The sequence below is a fragment of the Mucilaginibacter sp. P5_A4 genome (assembly GCF_056400605.1).
In genome coordinates this window covers 26,143-43,910 of sequence record NZ_JBFUKX010000018.1, presented here as the reverse complement: position 1 = coordinate 43,910, position 17,768 = coordinate 26,143, and the positions used below count along the sequence as shown (strand labels likewise).

Below are 17,768 nucleotides of genomic sequence, written 5' to 3'. Positions count from 1 at the left end.
GTATTTTATTGGCCGTTAACTGATGCCGACTTTGGAATTAAGCTATTGGATGTTATTATTTTTAAAGCCTGGTCATTTGTAAAGCCTTCTTTTATAAGCGCGTCGAAATATTCTTTGTTTAGTTTGGCAATCTCGGCTATTTTACCGGGTTGCTTGTAGTAAGCAAATTGTGCATCAAGCATGCTTTTTGCCATGGATGTGTACATTGGACCCATTGCACTCATAGCATTTGCCATTCCGTCCTTCATGTCTGATTGCTGATCACTACCCGACGCTAAGTAAGGCGAACCTCCATTTGGACCGGTTATTTTAACATCTGTAATGAATACTCGCTGTTTGGTGAGGCTTACATTATAAAAGTTAAAAAACGTAATGCCGTCGGTTCTTCTGCCAGCCCTTTCAATAATATCCATTGATTTTGTGGTTTGCGGTATTTTTTGAAAATATACTTTAAATAAAAGCTTTTCGCCGGCTTTTGCTAAAGTGTGTTTGGCAGGTACCATGGCTATGTTTTCAGATTTTACATAGTTGTAATGTGCATTACTCTGGTCGGTTTGAATGTAGATCTCTTTATTGAGCTGTGCCCAGGAATTATCAGAACTGGCTGTGTACTCAAAGTTTACAACCGTAAATTTTGCATCAGTTTCCACTTTAGTTATGGTACTGTTATAGTCGTCACTGCTTTCTACCTGTGGGTTAACAATGGTTTGTGCTAATGAGGATAGATAACTCATTATTAGCATAGTTGATAAGGTTAGTATTTTTTTCATATGATATGTTTTTTTAAAGATATAAATAATAACATATGCTTAATCATGGTTAAAGGCCAAAAAAATAATAAGAAACTGTTCAGTATGACAAAAAGGTTTTTTTGCAAAAAGGTCATAGGTAGCCCCAGTTTATAAGAGTTAATAAAAGCTTAATTCAGGGGCAAGGAATTTTTGTTATAATTGAGCAATGAAATCTATCTGCGTATTCTGCGGCGCCAACTTTAACGGCGACCCTATATTAAAAGAAGCTATTGAGCAACTGGCCGAAGTTATGGTGAGTCGTAATATTACTTTGGTGTTCGGCGGCGGCAAGGTTGGTGTTATGGGCCTGCTTGCTGATGCTGTTTTAAGCAGGGGCGGAAAAGCGATAGGAGTGATCCCTCAATTTTTGATGGACAAGGAAGTTGGCCACAGCGGTTTAACCGAACTGCATATTGTTGACAACATGCACCAGCGCAAACAAATGATGAACGACCTGTGCGAAGGTATCATCACGCTTCCCGGTGGTTTAGGTACCCTCGAAGAGTTTTTTGAAGTTTTAACATGGCTGCAGTTAGGTTTACATAATCATCCCATTGGTTTGCTTAATGTGGGTGGATACTATGATTCATTATTAAAACAACTGGATGTAATGGTAGAACAAAAGTTCCTTAAACCCACCAACCGCGAACTGGTGATAACCTCCGGCGACCCCATAGAACTGGTAAGCCTAATGGACAGCTTTAATGCTACTCCTGATGAAGTTTGGTTCAGGGACAGAAACCTGACTTAGGCCGTAGTCTTTAGTTCGGATTTTCGGACAAAAGACTAAAGCAGCAAAGTTCAAGGATTAGCAGCAAAGTCAATATATTCTGTCCTTTATCCTTTGTCTAAAAGTCCTTTGTCCTTTGTCCAAAAATCCTTACTCCAAAAAACTCACTCCACCTTACTTATGGTCCAAAAGTCGTCGGCCAGGTCGGTACTGGTAATGTAATCATAGGGCATGTAAAAATATCCTTTTTGTCCCCAGCCATCGCCCCAGCTATTCCGAATAATAAAGGCCTTCTTTTTATCATCATAACCAGCCGCCATTACGGCATGGCCTCCCAAAACACTTTCATTTTTTCCGGGCATGTTTAGTATGCCTGTTTGGGCAACTGTACTCCCTTCAAAAGCCTGGTAAACAGTAAAGCCAAAAACAAAAGGATTGCCGGTTGCCAGGCACGATTTTAACTCGGTAATATTCATATTGTTTAAGCGGGTATACTGAATAGCCTGATTTTTTTGGGCCAGGGTATATAATTTCTTTTTAGGTTTTTTAGCAAACTTGCTGATGTCATACGGCCAAAGCTTTTCATCGCAAACACCTTGTGTAGCTACAGATTTAATGCCATCGCGTAGCTGGGCGCCGCTATCTTCTTTAACATGATTTTCCAGTACACGCTCGTTATAATAAATAAACAGGCGCGAGGGATTAAACACAGGCAGTTTTTGCCTCATCAGTTCAAACTGAAAAGCCCCGCCTATGGCGTTGGCTGTACATGAACCCAACTGGCCCTGGTCATAAACAGCCGGGCACTGCAGGCGCATGTCGACTAACGTAGGTAGGGGTTTTGCCAAAGCTTCTGGACGCACAATGGCGTATCTTAAATCGCGGTGATCGGGCAGGTCGGGTGTCCAGCCGTATCGTTTGGTTTGCTGTATCATGGTGGTAGGGGTTTATATAAATTTAAAGTAAAGCTATATTGTTTTTGGTGAATATAAATGCGTGTTTTTACGTAATTTAATAAGTAATTGTACCAGGTACCATAATACAATTTTGGCAAGCGAAAAAAGACCGCCGCCGGTTAACCGAAAACTGCCAACTAAAAATTAGATTTGTCCAGGTAATTTTCTCTAAATTACATTTTCTATAAAAACCAATTATGGATATCGCTTTTAACATTAATGAAGATATAAACAAACAGCTTGTTTATGAGCTGAACACAAGGCTAAAAAAAGTGCATTTGGGCGGCGGGGAAAAGGCAGCAGCCAAACAAAAAGAAAAAGGTAAAATGCTGGCCCGCGAACGTGTGGCCTACCTGGTTGACAGCGATAAACCCTGGCTTGAAATTGGCGCTTTAACGGCCGACGGCATGTATGCCGAGCATGGCGGCTGCCCATCCGGCGGGGTTGTGTGTGGTATTGGGTATGTGTCCGGGCGGCAATGTGTAATTGTTGCAAATGATGCCACGGTAAAGGCCGGCGCATGGTTCCCGATAACCGCCAAGAAGAACCTGCGCGCGCAGGAAATAGCCATGGAAAACCGCCTGCCTATTATTTACCTGGTTGATTCGGCTGGTGTGTATTTACCCTTGCAGGATGAGATATTTCCCGATAAAGAGCATTTCGGGCGCATATTTCGTAATAATGCCATCATGAGCGGTATGGGTATTATCCAGATCTCGGCTATTATGGGCTCCTGTGTTGCAGGTGGCGCTTATTTGCCCATCATGAGCGACGAGGCTATGATTGTAGAAGGCACAGGGTCGGTTTTCCTGGCGGGATCATACCTGGTAAAATCGGCCATTGGCGAAGATGTGGATAACGAAACATTAGGCGGCGCAACAACCCATTGCGAAATCTCGGGTGTTACCGATTATAAGCAACCCAATGACCAGGCATGCCTTGATTCTATCCGCAACATTATGAGTATGGTGGGCGATTATACCAAAGCCGGATTCGACAGGATCAAGCCATCCAATCCTAAATTAAATCCAAAAGACATTTATGGCATACTGCCCGATAACCGCGAGAAAGCCTATGATATGATGGAGATCATTCTGCGCCTGCTGGATGATTCTGCATTTGAGGAATACAAGGAAGGTTACGGCAAGTCTATCATCTGTGGCTTAGGTCGGGTTGACGGCTGGGCTGTGGGTATTGTGGCCAATCAGCGCAAGGTGATCAAATCGAAAAAAGGGGAGATGCAGTTTGGAGGAGTGATTTACTCCGACTCGGCAGATAAGGCAACCCGCTTTATCATGAACTGTAACCAAAAAAAAATACCGCTGGTGTTTCTGCAGGATGTTACCGGGTTTATGGTAGGCAGCCGCAGCGAGCAGGGCGGTATCATAAAGGATGGCGCTAAAATGGTGAACGCGGTTGCCAATTCGGTGGTGCCCAAATTCACTATTGTAATAGGCAACTCGTACGGTGCCGGTAATTATGCCATGTGCGGCAAGGCTTATGATCCAAGATTGATCTATGCCTGGCCATCAGCAAAAATAGCCGTAATGGGCGGCGGACAGGCAGCCAAAGTATTGGTTCAGATGCAGGCTGCAGGCTTAAAAGCAAAAGGGGAAGAGGTAGATGATGTAAAAGAGCAGGAGTTATTGAAGCAAACCACAGATCGGTATAATTCACAAACCACGCCATATTACGCCGCCGCAAGACTTTGGGTTGATGGTATCATCGATCCGCTGGAAACCCGCAAGGTGATCTCGATGGGCATAGAGGCCGCCAACCATGCACCGATAGAAAAGCCGTTTAATGTAGGGGTGATACAGACCTGATATTTTCAATATTGATTTATTATACAATTGACTATACATTCCAGGTAAATAATTAATTTTGTGATGGACGTTTTTGGTGATAATCGATTATTGCATCGCCAAAAATAAACCCTGAATTGATTATCACTATGTGTAAACCCCTCTTTCTGTTTTTAAGTTTCTTGTTTATTTGTATCATACAGGTAAATGCGCAGGTTCATAAACGCTATATAGATGGAAATTATAAGTTTATAAAAGACAAAGATTCCACTAAATCATATGGTTATGTATTATATGAGAAATTTGAACAGGATTCCACTGTTGTTTGGTCGGCTGTGCGATATGATAAATATCATAACCTACTTTTCAAAGGATTTTATCTGGATGAAGAATTGACAATTTTGCATGGAAAGGTTGTATATTATCAAACGGTAATTGAGCAAAAAAGTATTGGTGAGCACGCTGTTTCTATAGATACAGTAATGAAAGTTAAAATAACAGGGTTCTATGATAATGGTATAAAAGAGGGCATCTGGACTACTTATTATGCAAACGGTGTTAAAGAGTCTTCCGCAAATTATGAAAATAATTATCGTAATGGATTATATGAGTCGTTTGACGATCACGGCATTATTTACTCCAGAGGCAATTATTTAGATCAGGTAAAAGAAGGCGATTGGTATTTTTATAATGCTGATAGTACTATACATACCCGTAAAGTTTATAAGTATGATAGATTAATAGATACTAAAGAATATGGTAATGAAGGCTTAAAATATGCGGCCTATCCAAGGTATAATTTTAAATATCACCTTTCAAAATATTTAAAAAATAAAAGAATCCCAACCGTAATGGGGGGAGCTGTTATTTCGTTTACCATTGATGAAAATGGCAATATTATTAAACCCAAACTGTTAACCGGTGTAAATGCCGAATTTGATAAAGCATTGATAGATGCAATAAGTAATAGCCCTAAATGGGAGCCCGCCTACCAAAAAAAGAAAACCATTGCCGAAGAACAAACTTTAGTTTTTGAATACAAAAGCAAATGATCTTATCAATTTTTTTATAAATAGTAAACTAATAACAATGAACACCACCATCGATGAACTCCTGTTGCTTGCCGGAGGAACCTTTTTAGTGGTATTAGGCATTGGTAAGTTAAATGAACGTCGGAAACTGCTCAAAACAGGTGCTAAGGTAGAGGGCGTGGTTTTTAGTTTGGAAAAGGTTAGGGGAAGCGGTAAAGGCTATTATACTTATGACTATTTTCCGGTAATAAGGTATGTGACCCTGGAAAAAGAATGGGTAACTAAACGATATGATATCGGCACTAACTCATCTGCTTATAACGAAGGAGATCGTGTTATAGTGATCTATGATAAAGCCGACATTGAGCACTATATCATTGATAATATAACCACTAAATTGCTCGGTCCTGTATGCATCATTATCGGGATTCTGCTGATGCTTGGTGTGGGCGTCTATTACATTTTAAATCAATATCAACCGGGCTAAATAGATCATCATTCAACGAAATCAGCGAAATCAAAAAAATCAACGGTCAAAACCTTATCTTGAAACATGAAAAAACTGCTGCTCCCTTTATTATTGTTTTCGTTAAAACTTTCGGCACAGGATGCTTCTAAAATTCATCAAAAGGCAATCCTGGTAGATACGCATAACGATGTATTATCCAACCAGCTGATCACTAAATTCGACCTGGCGAAACGGCAAACAGAAGGTGATTTTGATTTGGTGCGTGCCAAAGAAGGTGGTTTGGATGCGCAGATCTTTTCCATTTGGTGCGGCGAAAATTATGGTAAGGGAACAGCCTTCGCTTTTGCTAACCGCGAGATAGATTCATTATATGCCCTCATCAACCGTAATCCCGATAAAATAACCCTGGTGCATAACAGCGCCGAACTGAAAAAGGCAGTAAAAAAGCATAAACTGGCAGCCCTTATTGGTGTTGAAGGCGGGCATATGATTGAAGACAGGATGGATTACATTGACAGCCTGGCCAAACGCGGTATGAACTATTTAACCCTTACCTGGAATAACAGCACCTCCTGGGCTACTTCGGCAAGGGATGAGGTCACCAAAAAAGATAGCCTGAAACATTTGGGTTTAACAGATTATGGTAAGCAAATCGTTCATCATTTGAATGAGTTGGGAGTAATGGTTGATGTATCGCACGTAGGCGAACGTACTTTTTATGATGTGCTGGCTACTACCACAAAGCCTGTAATTGCATCGCATAGTTGCGCCTGGAGCATAGACCCAAGCAGGCGTAATTTAAAGGACGATCAGTTAAAAGCATTAGCCAAAAATGGGGGAGTGGTTTGCCTTAATTTTTACAGCGGTTTTGTTGATAGCACTTATACACCCAAAGTAACCGCTTTTCTCCATCAGCATAAAGCAGAACTGGATTCGCTGGTAAAGATCTACCATGACGGCGACCTTGCCAATATCCGGCTGAATGCGATTTACAAAACCGAATCGGACAAGATCCGCCCGCCTTTGAGCTTGCTTATCCATCATATAGATTACATCGTAAAGCTGATAGGGGTTGATTACGTTGGTATCGGATCCGACTTTGATGGAGCCGAATCGTATCCCTTAGGTTTGGATAGTGTAAGCGATTACCCGAAAATTACCGAAGAGTTGCTAAAACTTAAGTATAGTGAGGTCGATATCGATAAAATTTTAGGCGGAAATGTGATACGGGTTTTGAAGGCTAATACGGGGAAATAATTATATATTGAATTTTTAAACTTACTATGCGCTACCTTTGTTTTCTGCTGTTAATTAGTGCTTTTTTACCTTCAAAGGCACAAGTTTATAAAACATATTATACTTCGGGCAATCAACCTACCGATAATTTGAAGAAGGCTGAGTCTTACATTATCTATCAAAAATTAGACGGAGATTCTGCCTGGGCTATGTCGCGGTATGATATACACGATACTATCATGGCGCAGGGTACTTTTAAGGATAAATTGCTACGTATTCCGCATGGAAAGTTTACGTATTATAAATACCTGGTTGACTCCACTAAATACCTGGGAGTGCTTTTTAAAAATAATAAGATGTATAATAGGATAGAAGCCTTCGCTCACAATTATGTTGCAGAGAGCGGCGTTTACCTTAACGGCAAAAAAAACGGTGTGTGGAAAATTTATAATCATGGAAAACTGGCATCTGCAGAAACTTACGAGGATGACGTATTAAATGGGCTGTACCAGAGTTTTGGTTTTGACAGCGGCCATGTAGTAGTTGAGGGTAACATTATAAATAATGTGAGGCAGGGGGATTGGAACACCCTGGCTTATAATGGCGATATTATAAAAACTGAGCTTTATAAGGATGGTGAAATCATTAAAACAGTATCTTATCTTAATGATGAAAAATTCAGATTTAATTCAAAAGGGCTGGGGAAAAAGTATAACCTGGTGGCTTATTTAAACGATAAGCTGCAAAATGCCAGGTTTAAAACTCATGGTCAGTTTCATGTGGAATACGCACTGTGTTTAGACGCCGATAATAAATTTGTTGGCCCGCACATTATTGGAAAATCTGCAGCCGAGATCGACGATGCGGTTATCAAAGAACTAACGGCGGCGCCAAACTGGGAACCAACTATTGTTAACGATGCGGCAAAAATATTTTTATTAATGTATCCAACCAACGTTGAGGCAGGAAATGATCATTTTAAAGCGGTAACTATTCCATTGGTATTTGACATTGATGTTGACCATCGTGGCAAGATTAACATATCTTACGCGAATACCCAACTGTTTAAATACGATTAGGAGTTGATAATGTTTAGATTTACTTACGCTTTAAAGATTCAGAAAGTTTTAAGTTTAAGCGATCCTGATTGGATTTTGAAAGGAAAGACAATTGAATTTTAATAATAAGCGCCGGTAAATGATGGCACAGAACTGACCATATTCCATTTGTCTAATAAACAGATTAACCTTAAATTCGCATACATTTTTATAAGGAATGACGCAAGAATTAGAACACGTAAAATGCCTGATCATAGGATCGGGCCCGGCGGGATATACTGCCGCAATATATGCCTCAAGGGCCGATTTGAAGCCCGTAATGTACACTGGTTTATTAGCCGGCGGACAACTTACCCAAACTACCGATGTGGAGAACTTTCCGGGTTATCCTGAAGGTATTATGGGTCCCGAAATGATGGAAGATTTTCGTAAACAGGCCGAGCGCCTGGGTACCGAGATCCGTTTTGGTTATGTAAGTTCGGTTGATTTTACCAGCCTGCCGCATAAAGTGGTGGTTGATGAAGTGAAAACCATATTGGCCGATACCGTTATCATTTCAACAGGTGCATCAGCAAAATGGCTGGGTTTACCATCCGAGCAAAAATATAGTGGCTTTGGCGTTTCGGCCTGTGCTGTATGCGATGGCTTCTTTTTTAAAGGGCAGGATGTAGCCATAGTAGGTGCCGGCGATACCGCTGCCGAAGAAGCTACCTACCTGGCTAAACTATGCCGCAAGGTTTATATGATCGTTCGCCGTGATGAGTTTCGCGCTTCAAAAGCAATGGTTCATCGCGTTTTGAACACACCAAACATCGAGATACTGTACAATACAGAAACCAAAGAGATTCTTGGCGACGGGCAGAGTGTTACCGGTGTTAAGGTAATCAACAATGCAACCAATACCGAAACTGACCTGGATGTTAGCGGCTTTTTTGTGGCGATAGGTCATCACCCGAATACCGACATTTTTAAAGGCTGGTTAAATATGGACGAAACCGGTTATATCATCACCCATCCGGGTTCAACACAAACCAATGTAGAAGGTGTATTTTGCTGCGGCGATGCCCAGGATCATATATACCGCCAGGCTGTTACAGCAGCAGGTACAGGCTGCATGGCCGCCATTGATGCAGAGCGTTATCTGGCAGCTAAAGAACATGTAGTTACAGCCTAACAGCCTCTCCTAAATGCTCTCCTGAAGGAGAGGGCTTTAAGAAAATATTTTAAAAGGTCATTTGGCAGCAAATGACCTTTTGTTTTAAATTCGTTTATATATGGGTTACATGTAAGTATGAGGGCTTAAATTGTCAACTATTCAAGGCGCTATGCTTTTGTTACAATAGAAAACTTCTTATATTTTTTTAAAAACTTCTATATTCACAACGTAGTACCAACCTCCAATTAAAACTATGTTAAAAAAAGCCTCCTTAATGCTGTTTGCATTGCTTACATCATTTACCATTGTTGTTAACGCTCAGGACACCGATCCTTATGCAGGAATCATCCCGGCACCTGTATCGCTTAAAAAAGCAGCCGGCAACTTTGTATTGAGCCAGGAAACCAGCATCCAGGCCGATTCACCATCAAACAAAGCTGTATTGTTTTTTAAGGATTACCTGGCCAATAACCAGGCCTACAATAAAGCCATAACATTAAAAAGCGGAGGTAGTGCATCAAATGTAATTACCCTGACATCTGCCGGGACAGATAATTTACCTGCCGAAGGTTACCGCCTAACAATCACTCCACAGCAAATTACTGTTGCCGGTAAAGGAGCAGGCCTGTTTTATGGTATACAAACACTTATCCAACTATTCCCCGCCGATAGGGCCGCTACCGCTAAATTACCATGTGTACAGGTGGAGGACTATCCGCGCTTTGGTTACCGTGGTGCTATGCTCGATGTTGGTCGCCATTTTTTCTCGGTAGAGATGGTGAAAAAATATATCGATCTGCTGGCCGCGTATAAACTCAATAACTTTCACTGGCATTTAACCGAAGACCAGGGCTGGCGTATCGAGATTAAAAAATATCCGAAGCTAACGCAGATTAGCAGTATGCGGGCACAAACCTTAATTGGTGGCTACCGCGATAAAACCCCGCAACAGTTTGATGGCACGCCTTATGGCGGTTTTTACACCCAGGATCAGATCCGCGATGTGGTAAAATATGCATCAGAAAGATATATCAACATAGTGCCCGAAATTGAAATGCCCGGTCACTCGCAGGCTGCTTTAGCAGCTTACCCTGAGCTAAGCTGCGACCCGGCTAAAACATACAAGCCGGCCGAAACCTGGGGGGTATTTAAAGATATCTATTGCCCATCCGACAAAACCTTTGCTTTTATAGAGGATGTTTTAACCGAGGTGATGGCGCTGTTTCCAAGCAAATACATTCATATAGGTGGTGATGAGGCCCCTAAAGAGGCCTGGAAAAATTCAAAATTTTGCCAGCAGCTTATAAAAAAACTGAAACTTAAGGATGAAAATGAGCTGCAGAGCTATTTTATACAGCGGGTAGAGAAATTTGTAAACTCCAAAGGCCGAAGCATTATTGGCTGGGACGAGATATTGGAGGGCGGCCTTGCGCCAAATGCTGCTGTAATGAGCTGGCGTGGCGAAGAAGGTGGTATAGCGGCTGCGCAACAAAATCATAATGTGATCATGACGCCAGGCAGCCACGGTTTGTATATTGACCACGGACAGGGTAAACCCAGCCAGGAGCCATTGAGCATTGGGGGTAATGAACCCTTATCTAAAATTTACAGCTACGATCCAACTCCCGAAGCTTTAACCCCAGAGCAAAAGAAATACATTATGGGCGTACAGGCTAACCTGTGGACTGAGTATGTAGCAACCGATGCCAAAGTGGAGTTTATGCTGCTGCCGCGATTGATGGCGCTGTCAGAAATAGCATGGTCGCCCCTGGCAAATAAAAACTTCCGGGATTTTTCAGAAACCCGTTTGCCATCTCACCTGGCCTGGCTGGATAAGAATAATTTAGATTACCATGTACCGGTAGCTATTGGAGCAAAAGACACCGTGATGATAGGTAACCAGGTGAGCGTCAACCTAAAATCACCGGTTGATGGCGCTAAGATATATTATACCATTGATGGTTACACCCCGCGCGAAACCGACCTGGAATACCATATCCCGATGACCTATGATGTGCCACTTGATCAATACCGCGAGCTGCAAACCTTAGTGATTACCCCATCGGGCAAAAGGAGCAATATTACCCGTACCTTGGTTTACAATAAAGCGCCTTTAGCCCCCGTTAATTATACGGGTACAAGTACAGGATTAAATTACCAATTATTTACCGGAACCTTTGGCAGTACAAGTCAGCTGATTGGCCTCGCAAGCGATAGTGGGGCAGTAAAAACCTTTAGTACAACAGATTTCAGGAAAAGTAAAGGTAAGTTTGGTGTAATTTACAGCGGATTTATTTATATTGATGCCGATGGGAATTATGGCTTCTCAACACTATCGGCCAACGGATCTGTTTTATTGATTGATGACCAGGTAGTTGTTGATAATGATGGTAAACACGCGGTAATTGAGCAGTTTGGCGCGGCGCCTTTATTGAAAGGATATCACCGTTTCACTTTAAAATATGTGGATGCGGGTGGTAATAATACTTTAAAAGTATTTATATCGGCACCCGGTAAAACCAAAGCAGAATTAACACCCGATGTGCTAAAAAATTAACAGGGATTATAAACATATAATGATCAGGAGATTTTATTATATAACTTTTTTAATAACCGTGGTTATTGTCGGGGCCGGATGCGGCAACAGCGAAAACAAGAGTACAAATGCATCACTTGCTGCCAAAAAGCCCGGATTGATACAACCATTCAGGTTTCATAAGCTGATAGAAGTATCGCCAGGGCAAAGCTATGATGTATTAAGCTGGGGGCGCGGATCGCAGGAGGCAGGAGCGTTTATGATCCTGCATTCAGATTCGTCGGCCATCAGGTATACTACCACAACCGGCGATTTGGATGGCAATATTATCGATGTTTACAATGCCGATATGGACGCGGACGGCAACCCGGAGATACTGATAGAAGCAAAATCAAAAGATACTATAAACCGTACCAGTATGTACGCCTTTGAATTTACTGATAACAGGGCAAATAAACTCGATTTTCCTAAACTGAACTCATCACAACGCAAAGGCTACCGGGGCGGGGATAATTTTTATATCCGCGAGGGTAAGCTGTTCCGCGAGTTTTCAATTTATAAGGGTAGCGGTAAAGATGCGGTACCAACCGGTGCCAAACGCCAGCTGGAATACGGCCTGAGCCGTAACGAATTTACTGTAAAGCAACTGAGCAAAGATTCTGTTGAAGTGGCGGATAAAGCTACTGCGATAGCCCCGGCAAAGCAATCGGACACCAGGGTAAGTAAGTCTAACAAATCGGAGAAGAAAAGCTCATCAAAATCAAGTAAGAAGAAAAAGCGTAGGAGGCATAGGGATTAGTTCAGTTTGATTAGTATTAACAGGTGCGCCATTCTGTGCACCCTAAATCAGGCTAATCATCTCGTTTGCATTTTTCACACCTACGGCGTCGAAATCATTATTGAAATAAAACCAGGCTTCTTTAATATCAACATCGTGCTTAACGGAGTCGACCACTTTTTGCAGAAACTCCATAGAATAGGCCGACCTATATAAATTGGGTACACCATGAAAGCGATAGTACACAACCGGGGTATTTTTTATCACATCATCGGGCAGGCTGGGGTGGCTCATGCCGCAGAAGGTGATGTCATGTTCTGCCAGGTTTTGATATACACTGGTATTCCACCAGCTTACGTGGCGCAGTTCCAGCACATTTTTGAATGTTGGATTAAGGCTGTCGGTGATCTTTTCCAGCCTTTCTTCGGTATAATTATAGCTGGGCGGCATCTGGAATAGTACGGGGCCAAGCTTTTCCTGCAGGCCGTTATTTATGGTATCATAAAAGCTGGTGATCAGGTCGGCAGAGTCATTGAATTTTTTGTAGTGGGTTATAGCCCTGGGCGCTTTCACGGCAAACCTAAAATCGGCCGGACTTTTACCATACCAGTTCTGCAAAAAGGAAAGTTGGGGAAAACGATAAAAAGTAACATTAAGTTCCAATGTTTTAAAGTGTTCGCAATAGTAATCAAACCACTTGCGCTGCGGCAGGTTCTCAGGATAAAACCTGCCCTTCCAATCCTTGTAGTGAAACCCCGAACAACCGATATGCCAATCCATGCAAATATGTTTTAGTATAAAAGAATGTGGCTGGAAGTTTTGTTTGCCGAATTAAACAAACAGATTTGGTGAGGGGTAAACAGTGGTAAAAACAGATGGCTGCACAGGCCTATGGATAGCTAAAGAAGGTATTTTATCGTCTCATACGCTTTCCTCATTTTATACCGCTTTAATTCAAATAATAAGTATCTTTTTATATACAGCAGCAATAAAAACTTTTTTTGACTTTCCGGATAGCCGAATTGCTTAATGATCAGATTAAAATCACTGATCATCATTTCCATACGCGATTCGTTTTTTATCATGCTCCATATGCCTCCCATGTGGTTACGGTAGCAGCTCATTACTTCTGGCAGTACATATATTTTAAGGCCGGTATTATACGTGGCAAAAAGTTTTAATAGTTTATCGGCTGCGAAAACACTATGATACCAGGGCTTCAGAAATACCTGGTATACCTCGGGGATATTACGATATACCAGCGTAGCTGTTTTGGTCTCTTCCTGCTTCCCTACAAGCAAATCAAGGTAGGTATATTCGCGTGGTACCGGTTTTGAATGAACATACAGAGTTTCGCCTAAAGCGTTAATTACCTGAGTGTAATGGCAGCAAATTACGTAACCAGGTTTTTTTTCTAAAAAATCAACCTGTTTTTGCAGTTTATCAGGCCTTATCCAATAGTCATCTCCTTCGCAAAGTGCTACATATTTGCCTTTACAAGCTTTAATTGTATTCATGAGGTTATAATAACAACCCATGTTTTTTTCGTTAGTAATCAATTTAACTTTGGTGGGGTACTTTTTTTTAAATAATGCCAACACATTTGATGTGCCATCAGTAGAACAATCGTCGCCAATTACAATTTCAAAATTAAAGTTTGTTTCCTGCAGCATAAAACCATCAAGGGCCTGGGAAATAAATTCTTTTTGGTTGAAGGTGATACAGCAAATGCTGACCATTAAATCCTGCTTTTCATCATAACTCATCTTTTCGGTTTTTTATGCAAAGGGTATAATCAGGCAAAGAAGCTTATTAGGATGAATCCTGCTTCTATGTATCTTCCTTATCTGGATTTAGGTTTAAAGTCCATTGAGCCCCCCTGCAGATATTGTACTTCTCTAAGTTTCAAGACAAATCTATTTAACTGGTATTCAATAATACATAAACTTATAGCAATTGTTTGAAATTGTAAACTATCATTAAATATTGCACATAAAGTGTAAAATGCCTTTACATATTGGCCATAAACATATGCCTATATTACCTATCTAATGGTTTTAATTCAATGAAAATCAGATTGTTATGTATTGTTAAGTGTAAGGGTGTTTTTTAAAAGCCCATAACAAAGGTGGTTTTGTGTGAGAATTTAATGTTAATATTGTTGTGAAATTAACATTTATTTAATGATATAGTCAGTACCATAAAAAACCAAAAAGCTATGGTGATTTTCGGAGCCGGCGGACACGCATTAGAAGTTTTGGATGTATTATTAGAAAATTCCGTAAAAAAAGAGATCTTTTTTTATGATGATATTAATGCGTCAAATATCAGACTGAGGAATTACAGGATACTAAAATCCGAAAGAGAGGTCAAAAATATTTTACCCGGCAAATTTAAATTTATCTTAGGTATAGGCGATCCTGCTAAAAGAAGATTCGCTTATAACAAGTTTATAAAATTGGGTGGCGAATATTACCCCTTACGATCCTCAATGTCGATATTTAGTTTGTTTGCAAATGATTTGCATTACGATGTGATGAAAAATTGTTTTATTGGCTCAGGAACCGTTATTGGAAAAGGCTGTTTGATTAATACCGGATCACAAATTCATCATGGGGTTCACATTGGAGAGTTCTCTGAAGTTTCTCCTCGCGCCACGATATTGGGAGATGTAAAAATTGGTTCCAATTGCAGTATTGGTTCTAATGTGACTATTTTACCCAAACTAATTATTGAATCGAACGTAACTATAGGAGCCGGTGCCGTAGTAACTAAAAATATTGCCTGTGACTGCTTAGTTTATGGAAACCCCGCAAGACTAATTACTCAATCTTAGCACTGTTTAAAAAAATAAATGTAGGCTCATGTTTTGTGAGGCTGCAAAAAATCTTCCGTTTTTACGGCGATACGAGGACCTCACTTTTATTTCTTTTTAATAGTTCAAAAATCTTTTTGTACAATTCATTTTTGTCAAACGGTTTCGAAATAAAATCATTCATTCCTATTTCTATACAATGCTCGTATTCACCTTTAATAGTGTGTGCCGTCATGGCAATAATGGGGATATCCTTTTTATAGGTTTTTAGCTCGCGTATTTTTTGTGTAGCTTCATAACCATCCATTTCGGGCATCTGTATATCCATCAGGATAATATCAAAATCGTTATGCTCGTACAGGCTTAAGGCAATTAATCCGTTTTCGGCCACTTCGGTTTCAAAGCCTTGGTTTTTGAGCACTTTTATCACCAGCATCTGGTTTATCGGGTTGTCTTCTACCACTAAAATTTTAATGCCATTTCCATTTGGGGTTGTTGTTTGGGTTTTTATAGGGCGAATGGTCTCCATTTCGGTCTCAAATTTTAAAAACGGCAACCTGAAATGAAAATCGGAACCGATTCCGGCTTCGCTATTAACAAAAATTTCGCCCTTCTGCAATTCCACCAATTGTTTCACAATACTCAGCCCCAGTCCGGCTCCGCCAAATTTGCGTGCGGTATCATTGGTAGCCTGCTCAAAACTCTCGAAAATTTTCGCCTGTTTTTCTATAGGGATCCCTATGCCGGTATCCTTAACCCTAAAATCGACTAAAATGTTATCGATATTTCCTTCCCCACAAACTACAGAAACAAATACACCTCCTTTTTCGGTGAATTTTATAGCGTTCGAGATAAGGTTTAACAAGATCTGATTCAGCCTCACCGAATCTCCCAATACTATTTCAGGTATTTTCTCGTCAATACTGTAGGTGATTTCGAGATTTTTTTTCTTCGACTCCATCATCCTGATGTTGAGATGAACAATATCCCTGATGCGGATCGGTGAGTTTTCAAAAACAATTTTACCCGCCTCCATCCTCGAAAAATCGAGAATGTCATTTAAAATGACCAATAGATTATCGCCCGATTTAATAATTATACGAATGTATTCCTGTTCCTCTTTACCTTTAATAGTTTCTTCGAGCAGTTTTGCGAAGCCAAGGATGGCGTTCATCGGGGTGCGGATCTCATGGCTCATTTTGGCCAAAAAAAGCTGTTTGGTCTTTTCCGAAGTTTCGGCTTTTTCTTTTTCCCTTTTAAGTTGTTCCTTTTTGTCTGTAAGCTCGTTTATATTGTGTAAGCTATGTTCCAGCGTATCGGTCATCTGGTTAAAAGAGGTAGCGAGCATTCCAATCTCATCGCCCGAATAAACTTTTACCCTGGTATCTAATAAACCCTTACTAACCAATGCCGCGCCATCTACTATTGCTTTAATGCCCTTTTCGATACCGCGGGTCACCGAAATTGTTATCAATATACTTGTTGTGCCTATGGTAATTGACAAGGTGAGCAATATCCGCAAAACAATGCGCTCCAGCCAGCGGGCGCCCTCATCAAGTGTAAACGAAAAATMATCTTCGGATATGGTAAGCTTTCTGTTTAGCTCATTGGCCTGTGTCATTAGCTTATCAATTTGTTGCTGCGAAACCGCCCCCGACCTTATCATAACGTGCAGCTTATCACTCAGGGCAATTAATTGCTCCATTTTTTTCTCTGCTTCGCCCCAGGCAACAATCGCCTTGTTAAGGTAAGAAATGTTATGAAAGCGGGTGATCAGGCTAATCATTCCATCAACATCATCGGCGTGATTACGGCCTTCTATAAAGCCATCATGGGCGATCCGAAGGTCGGGATTTGATTTTTTAAGTTCCAGAAGGGTTTTATTATCACCAAGCGGAACCTTTAAAAATTCGCGAAAAGCCTGGTAATCCTTTTCCTGGTGCGAGTGTGCATAAACAAACAAACTATAGACAGCGTCTTTCTGCGCTTTTGACCATAAGCCCTCACCATTTACCATAGACCTMACGGATGATAGTGTACCTACTGCAAACCAGAGGGTACATACCTCGAGAGTAACCAGCAAAGTCATTATTCCAACCGTGAAATAGAGTTTATTAGATATGGTAATATCTCTTAGTTTTTTCTTCAAAAATAAAATTATCATTGAGAAAGGATTAGCCATGACTTTATAGCGTGGTTAAAATGAAGAATGAAAATGAGTAAAATGGCTAAACATTATCTACATAATCTATTAATTTTATTTAACTTCTAAATAAATATTGCTGTTTCAATTTACTTATACGAAACTTACTTGAGTAAGTTTCCGCTATTTTTTGGGATAAAAAAGTGGTTTCAGCCTGTTCTCCCCGAAGAAAAATTGACAGAAATCCCTCCCTGCCGCTTCACA

At 40.7% G+C, this 17,768-nt stretch carries 15 protein-coding genes; 10 read left to right on the top strand and 5 right to left on the bottom strand.

Features of this window, described 5'->3' with window-relative positions; all coding sequences use genetic code 11:
* Positions 1 to 5: 5 nt before the first annotated feature.
* A complete protein-coding gene (locus tag AC1DQW_RS13020) occupies positions 6 to 770 on the bottom strand; it encodes a hypothetical protein (protein WP_477454476.1) in 765 nt (254 codons plus the stop codon).
* A 187-nt stretch (positions 771 to 957) separates the two neighbouring features.
* Here AC1DQW_RS13020 and AC1DQW_RS13015 point away from each other — a divergent pair, with 187 nt between their 5' ends.
* Positions 958 to 1,542: an LOG family protein gene (locus tag AC1DQW_RS13015; RefSeq protein ID WP_477454475.1), complete on the top strand. Its 585-nt coding sequence runs from the start codon at positions 958 to 960 to the stop codon at positions 1,540 to 1,542.
* Positions 1,543 to 1,685: 143 nt separating this feature from the next.
* Here AC1DQW_RS13015 and AC1DQW_RS13010 read toward each other — a convergent pair whose 3' ends face one another.
* Positions 1,686 to 2,456 (bottom strand): C1 family peptidase, encoded by a 771-nt coding sequence (locus tag AC1DQW_RS13010; protein ID WP_477454474.1) that lies wholly within the window; start codon positions 2,454 to 2,456, stop codon positions 1,686 to 1,688.
* Positions 2,457 to 2,674: 218 nt separating this feature from the next.
* Here AC1DQW_RS13010 and AC1DQW_RS13005 point away from each other — a divergent pair, with 218 nt between their 5' ends.
* From AC1DQW_RS13005 to AC1DQW_RS12970, 8 genes are all read left to right on the top strand, one after another.
* Complete coding sequence (locus AC1DQW_RS13005; RefSeq protein WP_477454473.1) at positions 2,675 to 4,303, top strand: acyl-CoA carboxylase subunit beta; 1,629 nt, start codon at positions 2,675 to 2,677, stop codon at positions 4,301 to 4,303.
* 128 nt (positions 4,304 to 4,431) lie between these two features.
* Complete coding sequence (locus tag AC1DQW_RS13000) at positions 4,432 to 5,334, top strand: energy transducer TonB (protein ID WP_477454472.1); 903 nt, start codon at positions 4,432 to 4,434, stop codon at positions 5,332 to 5,334.
* Between the two features lie 37 nt (positions 5,335 to 5,371).
* The gene (locus tag AC1DQW_RS12995) at positions 5,372 to 5,800 is read left to right on the top strand and encodes a DUF3592 domain-containing protein (RefSeq protein WP_477454471.1); all 429 of its coding nucleotides are present in this window, start codon (positions 5,372 to 5,374) and stop codon (positions 5,798 to 5,800) included.
* A gap of 66 nt (positions 5,801 to 5,866) precedes the next feature.
* Complete coding sequence (locus AC1DQW_RS12990; RefSeq protein ID WP_477454470.1) at positions 5,867 to 7,039, top strand: dipeptidase; 1,173 nt, start codon at positions 5,867 to 5,869, stop codon at positions 7,037 to 7,039.
* 128 nt (positions 7,040 to 7,167) lie between these two features.
* Entirely contained in the window at positions 7,168 to 8,097 is a 930-nt protein-coding gene (locus AC1DQW_RS12985) for a toxin-antitoxin system YwqK family antitoxin (RefSeq protein ID WP_477454469.1), read from the top strand.
* A 196-nt stretch (positions 8,098 to 8,293) separates the two neighbouring features.
* Positions 8,294 to 9,250 carry a thioredoxin-disulfide reductase gene (gene trxB, locus AC1DQW_RS12980; protein WP_477454468.1) on the top strand — a complete coding sequence of 319 codons (957 nt, stop codon included), beginning with the start codon at positions 8,294 to 8,296 and terminating at the stop codon, positions 9,248 to 9,250.
* Between the two features lie 235 nt (positions 9,251 to 9,485).
* A complete protein-coding gene (locus AC1DQW_RS12975; protein WP_477454467.1) occupies positions 9,486 to 11,789 on the top strand; it encodes a family 20 glycosylhydrolase in 2,304 nt (767 codons plus the stop codon).
* A 19-nt stretch (positions 11,790 to 11,808) separates the two neighbouring features.
* On the top strand, positions 11,809 to 12,567 hold the full coding sequence (locus AC1DQW_RS12970; protein WP_477454466.1) for a hypothetical protein: 759 nt from the start codon (positions 11,809 to 11,811) through the stop codon (positions 12,565 to 12,567).
* Positions 12,568 to 12,609: 42 nt separating this feature from the next.
* Here the strand turns inward: AC1DQW_RS12970 and AC1DQW_RS12965 are convergent, their stop codons facing one another.
* Together AC1DQW_RS12965 and AC1DQW_RS12960 are read right to left on the bottom strand one after the other, a co-directional pair.
* A complete protein-coding gene (locus AC1DQW_RS12965; protein ID WP_477454465.1) occupies positions 12,610 to 13,326 on the bottom strand; it encodes a DUF72 domain-containing protein in 717 nt (238 codons plus the stop codon).
* A gap of 119 nt (positions 13,327 to 13,445) precedes the next feature.
* Positions 13,446 to 14,312 carry a glycosyltransferase family 2 protein gene (locus AC1DQW_RS12960; RefSeq protein ID WP_477454464.1) on the bottom strand — a complete coding sequence of 289 codons (867 nt, stop codon included), beginning with the start codon at positions 14,310 to 14,312 and terminating at the stop codon, positions 13,446 to 13,448.
* 452 nt (positions 14,313 to 14,764) lie between these two features.
* Between AC1DQW_RS12960 and AC1DQW_RS12955 the strand changes: the two genes are divergently transcribed.
* Positions 14,765 to 15,382 (top strand): acetyltransferase, encoded by a 618-nt coding sequence (locus AC1DQW_RS12955; RefSeq protein ID WP_477454463.1) that lies wholly within the window; start codon positions 14,765 to 14,767, stop codon positions 15,380 to 15,382.
* A 61-nt stretch (positions 15,383 to 15,443) separates the two neighbouring features.
* On the opposite strand, the gene AC1DQW_RS12950 is transcribed toward AC1DQW_RS12955, so the two are convergent.
* Complete coding sequence (locus AC1DQW_RS12950) at positions 15,444 to 17,543, bottom strand: response regulator (protein ID WP_477454462.1); 2,100 nt, start codon at positions 17,541 to 17,543, stop codon at positions 15,444 to 15,446.
* Positions 17,544 to 17,768: the final 225 nt, after the last annotated feature.